Source organism: Aliivibrio sp. 1S175 (genome assembly GCF_001690985.1).
Classification (GTDB): domain Bacteria; phylum Pseudomonadota; class Gammaproteobacteria; order Enterobacterales; family Vibrionaceae; genus Aliivibrio.
The window spans coordinates 20370-36424 of record NZ_MAJS01000015.1 but is presented as its reverse complement, the minus strand read 5'-3'; the positions used below and the strand labels follow the sequence as shown (position 1 = coordinate 36424).

General features: G+C 37.8%; 12 protein-coding genes. 8 read left to right on the top strand and 4 right to left on the bottom strand.

Going from position 1 to position 16055, the window contains the following annotated elements; all coding sequences use genetic code 11:
- Positions 1-12: 12 nt before the first annotated feature.
- Complete coding sequence (locus A6E06_RS07975; protein WP_065593271.1) at positions 13-594, bottom strand: hypothetical protein; 582 nt, start codon at positions 592-594, stop codon at positions 13-15.
- A 238-nt stretch (positions 595-832) separates the two neighbouring features.
- Here A6E06_RS07975 and A6E06_RS07970 point away from each other — a divergent pair, with 238 nt between their 5' ends.
- Genes A6E06_RS07970 through A6E06_RS07945 form a run of 6 tightly spaced genes read left to right on the top strand, consistent with a single transcriptional unit; the run spans position 833 to position 8639 of the window.
- Complete coding sequence (locus tag A6E06_RS07970) at positions 833-1396, top strand: outer membrane beta-barrel protein (RefSeq protein ID WP_065593270.1); 564 nt, start codon at positions 833-835, stop codon at positions 1394-1396.
- A gap of 21 nt (positions 1397-1417) precedes the next feature.
- Complete coding sequence (locus A6E06_RS07965; protein WP_065593269.1) at positions 1418-2755, top strand: serine/threonine-protein kinase; 1338 nt, start codon at positions 1418-1420, stop codon at positions 2753-2755.
- Positions 2756-2758: 3 nt separating this feature from the next.
- Complete coding sequence (locus A6E06_RS07960; protein WP_065593268.1) at positions 2759-4195, top strand: chromosome partitioning protein ParA; 1437 nt, start codon at positions 2759-2761, stop codon at positions 4193-4195.
- Positions 4195-4761 carry an ECF-type sigma factor gene (locus A6E06_RS07955; RefSeq protein ID WP_065593267.1) on the top strand — a complete coding sequence of 189 codons (567 nt, stop codon included), beginning with the start codon at positions 4195-4197 and terminating at the stop codon, positions 4759-4761. Before A6E06_RS07960 ends, A6E06_RS07955 begins: the two co-directional genes overlap by 1 nt.
- 48 nt (positions 4762-4809) lie before the next feature.
- Positions 4810-6414, top strand: a complete 1605-nt coding sequence (locus A6E06_RS07950) for a hypothetical protein (protein WP_065593266.1) — start codon at positions 4810-4812, stop codon at positions 6412-6414.
- A 20-nt stretch (positions 6415-6434) separates the two neighbouring features.
- Entirely contained in the window at positions 6435-8639 is a 2205-nt protein-coding gene (locus A6E06_RS07945; RefSeq protein WP_065593265.1) for a hypothetical protein, read from the top strand.
- A gap of 105 nt (positions 8640-8744) precedes the next feature.
- Here A6E06_RS07945 and A6E06_RS07940 read toward each other — a convergent pair whose 3' ends face one another.
- A complete protein-coding gene (locus tag A6E06_RS07940; protein ID WP_065593264.1) occupies positions 8745-9608 on the bottom strand; it encodes a hypothetical protein in 864 nt (287 codons plus the stop codon).
- Between the two features lie 245 nt (positions 9609-9853).
- Here A6E06_RS07940 and A6E06_RS07935 point away from each other — a divergent pair, with 245 nt between their 5' ends.
- Positions 9854-12778, top strand: a complete 2925-nt coding sequence (locus tag A6E06_RS07935; RefSeq protein ID WP_065593263.1) for a hypothetical protein — start codon at positions 9854-9856, stop codon at positions 12776-12778.
- 77 nt (positions 12779-12855) lie between these two features.
- On the opposite strand, the gene A6E06_RS07930 is transcribed toward A6E06_RS07935, so the two are convergent.
- Positions 12856-13119, bottom strand: a complete 264-nt coding sequence (locus tag A6E06_RS07930; protein ID WP_065593262.1) for a hypothetical protein — start codon at positions 13117-13119, stop codon at positions 12856-12858.
- The gene (locus A6E06_RS07925; protein ID WP_065593325.1) at positions 13103-13987 is read right to left on the bottom strand and encodes a hypothetical protein; all 885 of its coding nucleotides are present in this window, start codon (positions 13985-13987) and stop codon (positions 13103-13105) included. Before A6E06_RS07925 ends, A6E06_RS07930 begins: the two co-directional genes overlap by 17 nt.
- 177 nt (positions 13988-14164) lie before the next feature.
- On the opposite strand from A6E06_RS07925, the gene A6E06_RS07920 reads away from it, so the two are divergent.
- Positions 14165-16045 carry a DUF294 nucleotidyltransferase-like domain-containing protein gene (locus A6E06_RS07920; RefSeq protein WP_065593261.1) on the top strand — a complete coding sequence of 627 codons (1881 nt, stop codon included), beginning with the start codon at positions 14165-14167 and terminating at the stop codon, positions 16043-16045.
- The last annotated feature ends 10 nt before the right edge of the window (positions 16046-16055 follow it).

The following is a 16055-nucleotide window of genomic DNA, read 5'->3' as shown; positions in this document are numbered from 1 at the left end:
TTGTATTTAAATTTAATGCGAGTGATGATGATGACCACAACCACAAGTCGGTGCAGCGATCACACTTTGTAGGGGATGAAACTCCATTTTTTCTTGCAGAGCTTCTGGTGTTAGTGAATTAATTAACTGCATGTTTTCCATATTTACGACATCTACATCGCTTAATGCACGTTGCGCTTTGGTCACTTCAATGAATTGACAGCTCAATGCTTCTGGCAACGTAAACTCACGAATCGCACACAATAAATTGGTTGCAGTATCTACCGCTATCATAGAAACAGATAGAGCTTTATCTTCTGTCAGTGTGAAGTAATCTTCAGGAATAGCGGCTGAGTTTAATTGCATTTCAAATGCTAGATCACCAAAACTAACCACAACCAAACAACCCCCATTATCAGAGGTAATGACACCAAGTTGCGCACCGGTTTGGCCTAACATCGCTTGTTCATCAGCGGTGATATTAGCAAGACCGACATAAAGCATATTTGGTAAGTCATTACGGAACAACTCAAGCATTGCGCCATCACCTTCTTGGAACGGGTGATCTGTAAACGTTTGTCCAACTTGAAATTGCGGAGTGTTGTGTTCAGCCATAATGATTACCTTCTATGCATTAACTCGATTTGATGAGACTAAGTGTAAGCTTTATTTGAAAAATGACTATCCCAGTAAAAAGAAAATGACTATTACGTTAGTGTAATAATGAAAGTAACACTCTAAAAATAAAGAAGTTATTCTACCCCTCAACTTTCATACAATATAGCCACCTTTAAATTGACTTACAGGCCTAAACATATAGAATGCGCCAAATTTATAAATATGCATTCCCCCAATGAATAAGTCAGCCTCTCGACTAACCACTCTCCTTATTGGATTATTAAGCACATATACTTATGCAAATGACATAGGCCATCTTTACTTTGGTGCCGATCTTAGCATCAGTAATGAAACCAAATTAGATGGATTTTCAAGTCCCCTTAATGAAACATCAGAGATTGGTTATAACGCCCATGTAGGTTACCTCTTTAATATACATAAGCTGGTCAAGTTAGGCATTGAAGCTGAATATCGACAACTTGGGGAAAATAACTATTTACATGAAATGATTGTCGAAAGTTCAGCGGTCTTTGTAAATCTAAAACCTAAATTTGTTAATTCAGAGACTCTACTTTATTCGGCTATATTATTAGGTGTTGGCAAAGTAGATTCTAATTTTAAAACCTATGACGCTGAAGTAAGCCACGTTAATACAGGGTTTCAGTATGGCATTGAAGTTGGTTATGATTTTAAATCAGGACTTTCTACCTACCTAGGCTATAAAGAACTAAAAACCGATATAGAACACATTGAATTAATTAGCACAGGTACTTATGCAGGAATGAGCTACTCATTTTAATATTATAATAAGAATATACACATGGCACTAGGTAGCACTACAACTGAAATTTTCTATCAGTTAATGGATTATAATCCTGCACAAAAGCAGGATTATTTACAGCAACTTAAAATCACAAACCTTGCACTATACCAAGAGATATTACCTCTTCTTGAGCATGAAGAATCCGATCAAATTGCTGAACTGTTTCAATTTACCATCCAAAAAACAGATCTTAATGATTGGGATTTTAGCCATCAAATAATTGATAAATACAAACTTACTAATGAATTGGGTCGTGGCGGTATGGGAGTGGTTTATTCTGCGCATCGTGCAGATGATACCTTCGAGCAAGAATTAGCTATTAAATTCATTCAGCCTATATTAAATAACGTATTAAGTAAGCACGCTCTTTTTGAAGAAGCGCAATTATTAGCTCGCCTGAATCATCCTTACATTGCCAAAGTGTTTGATGGTGGGCGATATGAAGAATACGTTTATGTGGTCATGGAAAAAATTCATGGCCACACCTTAGATAGTTATCTTATTAGCGAAGCGCCCTCAAAAAAACAAAAATTGGTGCTTTTTCAACATATTTGTGAAGCGATTGAACATGCTCATCAACATCAAGTATTACACGCGGATTTAAAGCCTGAAAATATTTTAATTGATGGACAACGAACACCAAAATTAATCGATTTTAATTTAACGCAAAAAGTTCAACATCAAGTGAGTACGAACATGAATGTACTTGCTTACAGTAAGGAATACGCTAGTCCAGAACAAAAAGCAGGTGACTATTTAACACAACAGAGTGACATTTACTCAATGGGTAAAATTTTAACCTTGTTGTTTCCGAATGAAATGCCTAATTCTGACATTTTTGCCGTACAACAAAAATCAACCCAAACCGAGCCAAGCGAACGCTATATTTCTGTACTTGAACTGCGTCAAGAGATAACCCGAATAATAGAATATCGGCCACTAACAAGTAAAAAAAACACGCCATTGTATACATTACGCTGCTTGATAAAACGTCGACCATTACAATCATTATTGGCAAGTGCATTAATCATATTAAGCCTCAGTTTTTCTATTGTATTGGTCTTACAAAACCAAAAATTAGAACAAGAAAAACAAATTGCAGAAAATATGATGTATGAAGTGACTCGTTTACTGTTTCATGCGAAAGGAACAAGATCGGCGCAAGTTACTGTAGGGTCAATCTTAGAGCTGACTCGTCGCCGAATTCTTTCAAATCCCGACTTACCGACCCATATCAAACAAAAAATGTTGTTGGCGATGATGACTCCTGCACCCAAAAGATCCATAGAAAATAGCCAAACCAAACCACATAATGCGTCATATTTAGAAGAATAAACCATGAAAAAAATGAAATGGATTCCACTTATACTATTAAGTATCACGACTGTCAGTCACGCCAATTCGGAAGTAAAAACGGGCTTTTTTATTGACTCCCCTGTTACTGGGCTCTATTACGAAACCAGTTCAAATCTCTCAGGTGTCACTAATAAAGGCGCTTTTGATTACCGCTCGGGTGATGTGGTGCATTTTTTCCTTGGTAAGGATAATTCTGGTTATTTAATTAGTACACTGTCTGCTCAAGAGGTGATCACCCCAACCCTAGCTAGCACGACACCAAGTAAAAGCATCAACCTTACCCGTTTATTGCTCTCATTAGACAGCACACCAAATAACCGTGACGAGATCATCTTAGCTAGCCAAGCCTTATCCGATACCGCATTTCAACAACAATTAAAAAATATTGATCTCTCTACGCTTGACCAATCTGCGCAGCAATTAAATATAGATTTAGTATCGATTGAAGATGCGGTAGAGCACCTCAACCAAAGTCAGCGCTACATTGAAAAAAACTTCACCTCTGATGAGATCATTTACCGTCCTTTAAATAAACATTTAATTGCTATTTACATTAAAAAACAAGACTGGAGAGGGCGTCGCTGCTATTACGACTTAAAATACAAAAATCACCCTAAATACTCTCCACCACTAGGAAAAATTGAATACTCAGTCGGAAAAGAGTACCTCACACAATACCCGAGTATTGGTGATTACTTTCAAGGCTGCCAATTAATAAAAGAAAAGGCCTTAACCCATGACCAAATCCCAATCAAAAAAACCTTAGGCTGGGGGGGGCTGATTGCCTGTGCTGCATCAGGCTGCACACGTAACGACCTTAATGGTTTTAATGTAGAAAACCGCAAAGACGAAGACGACTGGAAATACCGCTCTATCGCCATGAACTTTGACCCTGAAACTCAACTATACATGAGCAAAACACAAGGCTTAGGGAAAAACGAACATGTTAAATACTTTAATGTAGGCGAGTCATTTGGTTTTGTTTATGAAAAGAAGAAAGGCAGCAGTATCGCCTTTGAAGGTATTTGGCAGCAAACCCAGTATGAAGATGAAAAAATAACGCAATCTTGCTTACTTATTGAAGATAAAAAAATATTTACTACGCCGTCGAAAAAAGAGAACTGCCCGACTAACCGTGCCTCATACTCGAATGATGTAACCAACCAGTATGGCGACATGTGGTGGGTGCAAAATTCAACACCTTATGCAGAGTTAGAGCAAATGAATTTACTTGTTCGTTGGCATGAAAAAGGAAAAAAACCACAGTACACCTCCTGGGAATATCTTCCTGCCGGTGCGACATGGGATCAAGGCTTACTCTATCGTTATCAACAAAATAAACATAGATATCCTAATGGAGTAGAAGAGATGCATACTTTCCGGATCTCAGAGTTTAGAAAAATAACAGGACGAACATAATGACAAACTCATCTGAATTAACTCAAATAATTCATCAATGGCAATCAGGTAATAAAGGGGCAGAAAACCAATTATATCAATTTGCTTATCTACACCTACGCCACATTGCCAAAGAAGAACGTTTACGTATTGCTGAAAAATACGGTGACAATAATAATGTAATCAATGACAGCATGAACAGCACCACCGCTTTAATTCATGATGCTTACATCAAGTTGTCTCATTCTGACCTGGAAGATATAAGCTCAAAGCGTGAGTTTTTTCTCATGGCCGCTAAAATTATGCGTCAAATTCTGATCGATAATGCGCGCACTTTACAAGCAAAAAAACGCCAAAAGACCACCACTATAGAACAAGATAATGACCGTTTTGAGTTATTTGTCATCATGGATAAAGTGCTAGATACCTTTAGTGTTCGATATCCTCGTCAATCGAATGTCATCAAACTCAAATATTTAATGGGCTTACAAAACAAAGAAATTTGTTCACTCTTAGAGTGTAGCGCCAGTTTGATTGAAAAGGACCTCAAATTCTCTCGTTGTTGGTTACAGTCAAGAATGGCATAAACCCATTACTTTTCTCTTGTCGCCCCTCTTACTTTTTAGGTCTTTAAAATGGCTGTTCGTTTTTCATTATCGTCTATCTATTGGGTTAATTTTGCCATTATTTCACTCACAAGCGGCTGTTTTTTTTATATGGATCCGACGTCAAGCACAGAAAAAAAACAAACGACCAATACAATTAAAAACGAAGAGAATCATACAGATAAAACAAAAACAACCAACTGGCCTATGATAGGCCAAATGCATTCAAGCTCTGATGGGATAATTACAAAAAAGAAAGAACAACAAACATCAAGACTACTGCCTATAGCTATCTCTACAAATAAAAACAATGAGGCAGAGGTGCCTCTAGCCTCGTTTTTAAGTGATGCTCACTCATCAATTGCATTCTCAACACCATTAGAAAATAAACAATTTTTTTCACAGAAAAATCAAAAACCAGAGATAAATAAAAATATACAACAACGCCTTCAAGAACACTTAAACCATTGGGAGTTCACTGAATCAACACCTGTGAATTATGTATTTAATTTTCACGGATTATTTATCGATGCTGAGAGCGACTTTATAACTACTCGTGTGACTTTTTTCTCTGAGGGCTTACGTCTCAAAAACCGAGGGGCGCTGCTCATTACTGGAATACCAAAACCAAGTGAGCAGCCAAGCACACTTATTATCTCCGCCAGAGATGAGCAACATGGCGATAATGAAGACGCTTGGGTGCACGCTAGTTTTGATCTTCCAACACTCGGTGACGCTCCAATCACAGAGAAAAAACATCCTCTCTTAGACCAAATATGGTACCGATTAGAAAGTAGTTATCTCTTTTTAGATGAAGGATTTGAGTATGAGACGGTTTATTGTGAAGCCTTTAAATTTATCAATGACCAAGCCTATTATGCCAAAAGTACAACGAAGCAAACCTGCCCTGATGATGCGCAATTACAGCAAATTGGTACCTATCATTTAGAAGGTCAGACGTTGGTTGTGATCAGTAATCGATCGGTATTTGATACCAATCTAATTTGGGATATCAAACATTCATACCTCTCAACAAAGGGGAAAGGAGAAAGCCACTTAGCCACCGTGTCCAGCGGTAAACATGTTGAGACATATACGCTATTAAAAGACAAAACAGCAATGGAGAGTCGTTTAAATATCACTACCGGGCAGGAGCAATATCAAATGGAAAAATTTGAATACCTCTTACCTGTACGGAATAGCCAGGATGCAACCATACAAAATAAATACACTTATTTACCGGTAACCGCTGGCATTTACATTTTTGATAATAGGAAAATTGATTCACTTTATTATCAATCTGATTCGGATTTAAACATTAACTCTCAAACCCATGATATGCGATGCGAAGACATCACCTATTTTTATCAAAGCTCCACGATGGGTGGCCCAGGTGAATTCAGTGAGATCATTTCCACATCCTTAGATGACCGCAATGGCAGTCCGATTGAATGTGAGATGAGAACTGACACGAGCATCAATAAGACATTTGTTTATCTCGATTTAGATTACGATGACTACCATGAATTTGTAGAAGGAGAAGTCTACAGCTACGTTCTCAAGCCAAAACCTGAATACGCTCATATGGTGGAAGAGCTTAAATTAAATTTGATTTATCACGACCCAAATAAATAAGACTAATAATAGAGACACTCATGATAAAAAAACGCATTCTTTCCGTTACTATTCTTTTCGCCTTAACAGGGTGTAACGATGACCTATTGCTTGATACTGCACATCAAACCGTGCCAGCAATGCCAAACGCCATTATTTTTGATGATATAAACCATGATGGCATGCAAAGCACGGATTCAGAGCCAACACTAACCACAACGGACATGAAAGGTAAATTTCGCTTACCGTCAACCACCAAGCTAACGGGAGATCTCGCCGTTAAATCGCAAGATAATACGTTGGTTTTACGCACCCCTAACAACGAAAAAATCATCTCATCTCTGACTGATTTAGTGGTAATTGAGATGAATAAAGAGAGAAATCAGGCAAGAACAACCAAAGAAGAAGTGATACTAAAGCAAAACGCAATAAATAAGGTTGAATCAGAATTAGGGATCACAAACACAGAAAAAAGCCCCCTTTTCTCCCACTTTATCAATGAACAAAATACTGTACTCACAGATACCGCAGAGTATTTAACTGCGACTAAAATCAGTGACCCAATAGCCTATGAAAAGAACTCATTACTTATTGCATCAACCGCAAGTCAGTTAGCCAATAATCCTATTAAGTGCAGCATCGCAGAACAAACCTTGAGTGTAACGGCCAAAGGAGAGCGAGTATGTAATGCATCCATAACCATAAACCCTAGTCTTGCGGCCTATTTACAACAAAGTTTACCAAGCCCACTAAAGGGCACCGCTTTTGACGGGTTTGAAGCTTCTCTTTTCGATTTATTTAATAACGATATCGACCTCGGTAACAGCAGTAACGCATCGCCAATCACCCTTTATAGCCCAACCTTATCGGCGACAGGTATTACTGCAAGTATTCTATGGGGTAGCAACCTTAAATTATCACCGACGAACCTAGTTTCAGGTGGAGGAAAACACCTTATCATCTTAACTATGGATGACATTGGGCTTAATTTAGGCACGATTGATAACCCTAAAAATAGCTATGAAACCGTGTCCACGACCAGCGTCACGTTTGAATTAACTATTCTTCAAGATAATAATAACCTCAGTGTTAATATAGAGAAACACGCGCAACTGCAAACTAAGATTAATCAGTGGGATCTCTCTGTTGATGAGCCGTTTCGTACCACCCTACTATTAAACTCATTATTTAATAATCCGACAGATACCTTTAGCCATGTTGAGTTAAAGCGCATTGATATTAGCGGGCTTCAGTCTTTTGATCAAAATACCTCATCAATGACGATTGAGGGCACGCCTTTATATGCGGCCGAAGCAGGAAAAACGCTAATAATTTCTGGTGTAGATAAGCAAGGTGACCATGTAGATGCCATTTTTACGCTTCCAGAAGTTAAATCTAATTACTTACCACCAACAATAACTAACGGTGCCGACCTTGAAGATCGCTTTATTTATATCAAGCCCATAGAATCATTAAGAGATGAATCAGGTAATCACCTTGGAGCTGGTGTGGTGTGTGAGATCCGCTACTTTAACTCTACGGATTCAAGCCTCTATTCTTATGCTCGTATTTTAGAGAGTTATAGCCAATGCCCTGTTTTTTCTGAAAGCACTATCCCAAGTGAAAGTAATGGGTTTGAGAATTATGGTCAATATACGCGAGATCAGCCCTCAAACCGCATTACTTTTGAGCTAGAAGAGGATGGTGAATTTATGACAATAACTTATCAAGCCCAAGAGATAACCATTAATGATGAGTCACATTTACTAATGCATAACAGCGAAAGCATGGGTTATGAAAGTATGTATAACCTCAATACTGGTTATTTATCCACTAAAATCATTAATTCGGTGCTCGTTAACCCGCTCGATACCGACATTAACAGTCAGGTGAGTTTTTTAGATGATGATGCTCAACCACAGCAATTAAGCGTGACGGCCTCTATACCCTCTAGCGTACCAGCAGGTGAAGCGGGCAGTGCTGATGCTAATTTAATTTTACATAATATGACATGTGACCAAGCGACCAGTATCTATTCATTTACCGCTGACTATTCCATTATGGGAAATCCAATGATGTGGGACTTAGAGACTACATATGAAGATAAAGGCAGTGATTGCCATGTGGATTTTTCAAGCCAATCACGACTCTCTTCTGCGATTCATACTTTATATGGTGAAGTCAATACACCGTACGCGGCTAAATATGAGGAAATTTCTTTTAGTTTTAATAATTTAAAAGATTAGCCTTTCTTTATGAAATAAAGTAAATAAAGCCCCGGTGAAGATCGGGGTTTAATTTCATTAAATATAGATTAAAGTTCAATTAATTAGAATTTTTCCTATGATAGGCTAAAAACTCCAAATCGCTTGTAAACCAGTACTAAACGTATAAGTATCAGCTTCTGGTAAAGTTGCGTATCCACTCTTCATCTCCCGCTCAGTACATTCTCCATCAATCATCGTTACGCACGTTTCAAATTGTACTTTTTGTTTATCTGTTTCAAAGCGTTTTTCATAACCCAACATTGCATACCAACCTAAATGAAGGCCACGCATAACCTCATAACTAACCGTACCTTCAATTGAAGTTCTTACACCAAAATCATTAAATGTATTATCTTCAAATTGTGTATTTTTAGTCACGCTATAAATCGGTATACCAAAGACAGCTCGTCCACTGATCTTCCATTTATCATCACCAAATAAAGAGCCATTATCATAAGCTAAACCCAGGTCGACAAAGATATCTGTCGAGGTTTCTTCCCATGAGCCATAAAACACTTTATTAGTGAATCCGTTGTGATTTTTCATGCCATAACGAGTGTATGTTTGGTAGGTTAACGCGGGACCACCAATCACCCTCCACTCGTCTGTCATTTTATAATGCAATTGAATATTGGTTGCCGTTTTTAAATATTCAAATTGATTGGTCTGCATAAGTTGACTGTTATTATTCCAATCTTCTTGAGCACTTTGCGGTGAAAATGACGCTAAAGCATCTATCGAAAAGTCAAAATCCTCATTGATATAGTACAACCCTCCACTATTTAGTACTGGATTTGTGATCGTCACTTTTGATTGAAGAGTACCGTAATACTCTTCATACATCACATTTTCAAACCCGAACGTAAAATACGAATAACCGTAATTTTTATCTTCTTCCTGCGCCATTACAAAACACGGTAATAGGCCTAGCCAACATATTTTTCTCATCGTTTAAATCCATTGATTATTTTGAGCAGAAATATGAGTGATTCATTCCAAAAAACCAATAGTGCTATTGATAAAAAAGAAAAATAAATTTTACGGTTTTTTTCGTATTTTCCGTGTATTGAAAGTAGGAACAATTACACGTAAAAACGCGCATAAATAAAAAGCCAATAATAGGCTTATCTCATATAACTAAATTATTAAGAATGGGAATCGGCTAGTTCTCGTTTCAAAAAGGACTATTGAAAATGAAAAAAATAAGTTTATTAGCAGCGTCAGTGGCATTAGCGTTAGTGGGTTGTGGCGGCTCAGATGGTGGTTCAGATACCAATACAGGTACAGGTACACCTTCAGCTGGTGGTATCGTTATTACAGGTTTTGATGGTTATTTTAACAACGCTGTTGTGTTCCTTGATAGCGATAGTCTTGCTGGTACTAAAGGTCAGCTTGATGAAACTGATACAGTGTTTGGCTTGACTGATATCGATGGTAAAATCAAGTTACCTAAAGGCACTGACCTATCAACAGGCACTATTGCTCTACAAACATTAAAGCCTGGTGATATGACTGGGAAATTTTCTGATCAGCAACTTGCTCAACGTGTAACTAATGCTGAAAATAAACGTTTAGCTGAAGATAAACTTCCATCTGATTATTTTGATACCTATACAACAGACATGGATTTACCGGGCCAACCAATGGAGCACTCGGTTGTATTCCGCTCTCAACAAGATGGCGAGAATATCGTAATTTCACCAATTACTGACCTTGTTGCATTGCAACCAGCCGTTGTATATTCAACGGACAAAACTGCTGAACAAAAAGTGTGTGACTCATTATTCGGTGCGGAGAAAGTAACAGGTGAAGCTTGTACAACTAAACTATACTCTGACTTCACTAAATCAGATCCTGTTTTACATAAAACAGCACAAATTCTGACAGAAACAAAATCGACGGCAGTTGGTGATAATTACACAACAAAAATTGATGCTATTGCAAAAGTTGCAATGGAAACAGCTGAAACATTAAACACAGATAAATTAACCGACCCAACTTATAAACCAGTAATCGATACATCTGTAGCTGTCGACAATATCACACAGCCAACAACTACGACTTATAAAACATTAGTTAATGCTGATAAATACAATGAGATCCAAAACTCATTAGATAAACTAAATTTAGAACAAGCTCTCTCTCCAAAAGAAACAGCCCTACTATCTATTTCTGTTGCCGACTTATTTAGCGATAAAGATATTAATGGTACTGAGATTCTTGTTGTAACAGATACAAGTAACATCCCTAAAGGTATGGAATTTGAGATTATTAACAACGAATTAGTAATTTCAGGAGTTCCAACAGAAGCTGGTAGCTTTTCTCTTGTTTTTCACCCAGAAGCGGATCAACTAAATATTGATTCAAAAGTAACTGCTCGCTTCTCATTTGATGTGAGAGCAGAAGTTGGCGCTGTAGCTCCAACAGTAGATAACAATGAAGTTATCAGCCTACAAGATTCTATTTCTAATTTAGAGTTCGTTGTTGGTCAATCTTTCGTTGTGCCAGATGGTATCGTACTTGATGCTACAGCCTTATTTAATGACGCTGCTAAAACTATTGAATTATCATCAAATACAAATGGCCTAACAATTAAGTTAGATGATACTACAAATAAGATTCTAATTTCAGGTCGCCCAACCAGCACAGCAAAAGCAGGTGAATATTTTATTCAACTAAGAGCGACTGCGGATAACGGCTTAAGTAGTGACGTAGTTAAACTTGACCTTCCGGCCATTGTTGAAGCAATCGAGATTAATGATCACGAAGTAAAATTACTGCAAGATAAAATCAATACTCTTGATTTAACTGTCGGTGAAAAGATTGATCTTAATGGGCTAGATTTAGATATCACACCGATTTTTAATTCAAATGTAGGTGGAGACGTTGAATTTTACGCTGGTTTAGAATTTGATAAAAAATTAAAAAACAACCACGAGTATTACACAACGATTCCTGGGGTTCGAGTTCATACGGATGAAGTAAACGGCCTTGGTACTTTAACTATTTTAGGTAAACCGACAGAAGCAACCAAAAGCGGTTATTTCTACGTAGCAGCAGGCATTAACCCTGATGCTGAAAATGAAATCATTTCTAAAATGGTAAAAATTACTCTGCCTGATGTTAAGCCTGCGGATGAAGTGATTCCACCACCTCAGCCTGAAAATAATGTCAGCATGGAAAACACCTTCCTTTATGAATCTGCGGTTGAAGGTATCGATAGTGAAGATGGTCAATACTTAGGTTCTGGTGTTTCATGTGAAGTTCGTTACTTTATGAGCGATGGTGCAAATACAGGCACTGGTGAAATGTTCTCATCAATTCGCACAGTAGCAACTTTTGATGAGTGTCCTACCATAAGTAAAGATACGCAACCTAATATCGATGAAAGATTTGAATCTTTTGGCAAATATACCGTTGATAGCTATCACGTTATAAACCTACAAATGGAAGAAGAATACCGCGATGATAACGGTGAGCTTGTTCTTGATGCCAATGGAAATCCTTTAATGGAACAAGGTAATATCTATTTATCTGCAAAAATGTTTGATAATAAATTTATTACTACACTTAAGGAAACTATGACTCCTCCTGCTGAGGTCGATGAAAAACCATACTCATGGTTATATTCATATGCAGCGTCGACAACTCCAGACTCTGTAGATTCAATTATGGCTGAGTTGCACAAACTTGACGATAACAGTATTAACCAACTTGAAAATACAATTTATTTCACAGATGAATCCGGTAATATTCAACCATTAAGAGTTGATGCAACGATGAACAGTGTTGATCAAAATTGCTCAGGTGATATGTGTGAAAGTGGTTCTACTGATGCCGATATTTTCATCAAAAATATGTCATGTGATTTAGTAAAAAAAGTTTACTCATTTGATGGCTATTCAATCTCTGAGTACCCTATCTCTTGGGGAAATTGGGATGACACGACAAATAGTTACACACCTAATATTAATTTTTACCCACAAGGTGATTCATGTGGTGTTGACTTCACAAGTTACTCAGACATATCACTAGGCATTCACACTCTACACGGTGAGGTAAAAGAAGCTCACGAAGGTAAATATCAAGACATTATGTTTAGCTTCAAAAAAGACTAACTATAATTAACCAACAAAAGCCCCGGTAATCACCGGGGTTTCTTTTATCTACAAACTCAAATTTTTAAAAACCATGTTTACCCACGCGGCTTAAACTCCAACACTGACGCCTTCTGTCCGTCATTCACATCTTTAGGATTATTAATTACAATTAAATCTAATGCTCTACCTGTTGGGCTTAATAAGGCCAATTCTTCTTTGTTTTCATCTTCTAAACAAATATTTAATGAAATATCTGATAGCGCTTTTACACCAAACTCTTCTTCTAGGGTTTCTAATGCTTCTTGTAAATTCTCCGCCAGAGACTTACTGTCCCAACGACCTTTAAATTGGATTTCCAACGACTTTATCCTCTGTTTTTTTCGTACACACCACATTCAACATCGATGTGTTTTTTAATTTTCTGACTGCGCCATCCTTAAAGAGTCCAATAGTATTAGCCCCCCAATAAGGTAGTTGCATTGGCCATTTATCTTTCGTCATTATCGTTGAATCAATCAATATTTTCCATTGCTCTTTAGTCAATAACTCCATGTCTATTTTCTGACAAACGGTTTGAGCATTTTGTGCCGTAGCTCTGAGCCAAGGGATTTTATTTTCCATGTAAAAACCTTCATTTCCATTATCAATGAACGGCACAGCAAAATGAACTTGATTAATGATGGTTGCTTTACGGATCGTAATCGGATCGGGTTGTGGTTCGATTGCTTCTTCAGCGACTGCATCTGACTTAACAACAGTAGAAAGATCAACTTCACGTAATCCTGACTGTTTAAACAATCGCTGATTTTGTAATGCTGTGAGCTCTTTACTCGCAATAGAGTAATCAAGATAAGGACCAATTAAGCAGCGGTTAACTCCCTCTTCTTTTTTCATATTAATGGGTGCATCTACCGCTCGATGTATTTGTTCAATCGCTTCTTTGGTTAACGTTTTTTTAAACAAACCACATTGAATCCAATATTCCCTGCCCCCTGCTTGCTGCTTTACTGGTTTTCGTCCCCATAACCCTTCACCGATCGGGCAAGATTCAGACAAGACATGCCCTTCATTTCGATTTTCTTCTTTAGGAAAACAAACCGCTGACAATATACCTTTATTTAAGGCCACATGTTCTGTCGCTTTTTCACTCGCAGATACACTTGTTATCGTTGCGATACTACCGAGAACTCCTAATGTTATTACCGTTTTTTTTATTAATTTAGTCACTAGACTTCCCCAAGCAAGTTTTAACAATATTATCAGCATAACAAAAGTTCAGTTTCAGATCCGAGAACCGATTTCCAATGCCTTAATATCACTCAATTTAATAGAATTAAAATAGCTATCCATAAGGCGATAAACTAAAATTATAGTCTATCCTCCTTTATTTACGTTGAGTGACACATGGAAGTTGAACTGTTAGAAATCCAACATTTTTTATCACAATACCCTCCGTTCAGTTTATTACCAGAAGAGGCGATAAAAGAAGCAGCCGAAAGCGTTGAAATTTCATACTATCGTGCAGAAAGTATGGTCATTGGATTTGGTGATGAGATTAAAGATCTCTACATGGTCCGCAGTGGTGTCATTGAAGTTTATCGTCGTAATGGCGAGCTCTATAACCGACTAGATGAAGGCAGTATTTTTGGACAAATGGGCTTATTAATGAATAATAAAGTTCGTTTCCCAGCCAAAGCTCTCAATGATTCTCTTCTGTATTGTATCCCTGAATCTGTATTTGATGATTATTGTGAACGTTATGATGAATTTTCAGATTTTGTTGAAGTGGAAGACGCCACTCGTCTAAAGCAAGCGGTAGAAAGTAATCATGATGATGCGAATGATTTAACCACCTCGAAAGTGAAAACATTATTGACTCGTGAAGCGGTAATGATCACAAAATATGAAACGATTCAATCAGCGGCTAAAACAATGGCTGAAGAGAATGTTTCTGCGGTTTTAATTACCGATCCTGAAATCGATACTGATGAAGAAGATAACGACTTTGTCGGTATTATTACCGACCGAGATTTATGTACAAAGGTACTTGCCTGCGGATTAGATTTCGAAACTCCGGTTTCTGAAGTTATGTCGACAGAGCTTATTTCACTCGATCACAACGCCTATGTATTTGAAGCGATGCTGATGATGCTGCGCTACAACGTGCATCATCTTCCTGTTCTTCGCAACAAACAACCAATCGGGGTTCTTGAGGTTTCTGACATCGTACGTTACGAATCTCAAAATAGTCTGTTGTTTGTAAGCAGTATCTTCCAACAGCAAACCATCGAAGATTTAGTCATTCTTTCAAGCCAACTAAAAGACTGCTTTCTTCGAATGGTTAATGAAGACGCTAACTCTCACATGGTGGGAAGTGCGATGTCTGAAATTGGTCGCAGCTTCAAACAACGTTTATTAGAACTTGCAGAAGAAGATCTTGGTCAACCGCCTGTGCCTTATTGTTTCTTAGCATTAGGGTCAATGGCTCGCGATGAACAACTGATTGTTACTGATCAGGATAACGCGATTATTTTAGATAATGACTACAATGAAGCTGAGCACGGTGATTATTTTAAAGCCTTATCTGCTTTTGTTTGTGATGGATTAGCCGCGTGTGGCTATACTTATTGTACTGGCGATATCATGGCAACCAATCCTGAATGGCGTAAAACCCAATCGGAATGGGAAGAATGCTTTGCTGATTGGATTGATAATCCAGATCCTCAAGCATTATTAAACAGCTCTATCTTCTTCGATTTAAATGGCGTTTATGGCCGAACTAAATGGGCAGAACAACTGAATGGCTTTATTGTTCGTCGTGCGAAAAAGAACAATCGCTTCCTTGCTTGTCTTGCGAGAAATGGCCTCCGCCGAACGCCACCACTTGGGTTCTTTAAAGATTTTGTGATGGAAAAAGACGGCCGTCATAATAATTCAATTAACTTAAAACGTCGCGGTACGGCACCACTTGCTGATCTCATCCGTGTTCATGCATTGGCGATAGGATCTCAGGCTCAAAATTCATTTGAACGCTTAGACGATATTATCGAAGCGGGGATTTTACCTAAATCAAAAGGCAGCGATCTCCATCATGCAATGGAATTAATTTCATTAGTTCGCTTACGCCACCAAGCCTTAGACGTAGAAGCAGGAATTGAGCCTGACAATAATATTGAGCCTGAAAATATGTCTGATTTTGAACGCCGAAACTTAAAAGATGCGTTCCAAGTACTGAGTAACGCGCAGAATTTCCTTAAGTTCCGCTATAGCGCCAACAAATTTTAAGGGGTGAATG

Bases quoted from the DNA above. Each gene is read 5' to 3' on its own strand.
- A6E06_RS07975 (WP_065593271.1), bottom strand. From the start codon at position 594: ATGGCTGAACACAACACTCCGCAATTTCAAGTTGGACAAACGTTTACA.
- A6E06_RS07965 (WP_065593269.1), top strand. From the start codon at position 1,418: ATGGCACTAGGTAGCACTACAACTGAAATTTTCTATCAGTTAATGGAT.
- A6E06_RS07940 (WP_065593264.1), bottom strand. From the start codon at position 9,608: ATGAGAAAAATATGTTGGCTAGGCCTATTACCGTGTTTTGTAATGGCG.
- A6E06_RS07960 (WP_065593268.1), top strand. From the start codon at position 2,759: ATGAAAAAAATGAAATGGATTCCACTTATACTATTAAGTATCACGACT.
- A6E06_RS07970 (WP_065593270.1), top strand. From the start codon at position 833: ATGAATAAGTCAGCCTCTCGACTAACCACTCTCCTTATTGGATTATTA.
- A6E06_RS07920 (WP_065593261.1), top strand. From the start codon at position 14,165: ATGGAAGTTGAACTGTTAGAAATCCAACATTTTTTATCACAATACCCT.
- A6E06_RS07955 (WP_065593267.1), top strand. From the start codon at position 4,195: ATGACAAACTCATCTGAATTAACTCAAATAATTCATCAATGGCAATCA.
- A6E06_RS07945 (WP_065593265.1), top strand. From the start codon at position 6,435: ATGATAAAAAAACGCATTCTTTCCGTTACTATTCTTTTCGCCTTAACA.
- A6E06_RS07950 (WP_065593266.1), top strand. From the start codon at position 4,810: ATGGCTGTTCGTTTTTCATTATCGTCTATCTATTGGGTTAATTTTGCC.
- A6E06_RS07935 (WP_065593263.1), top strand. From the start codon at position 9,854: ATGAAAAAAATAAGTTTATTAGCAGCGTCAGTGGCATTAGCGTTAGTG.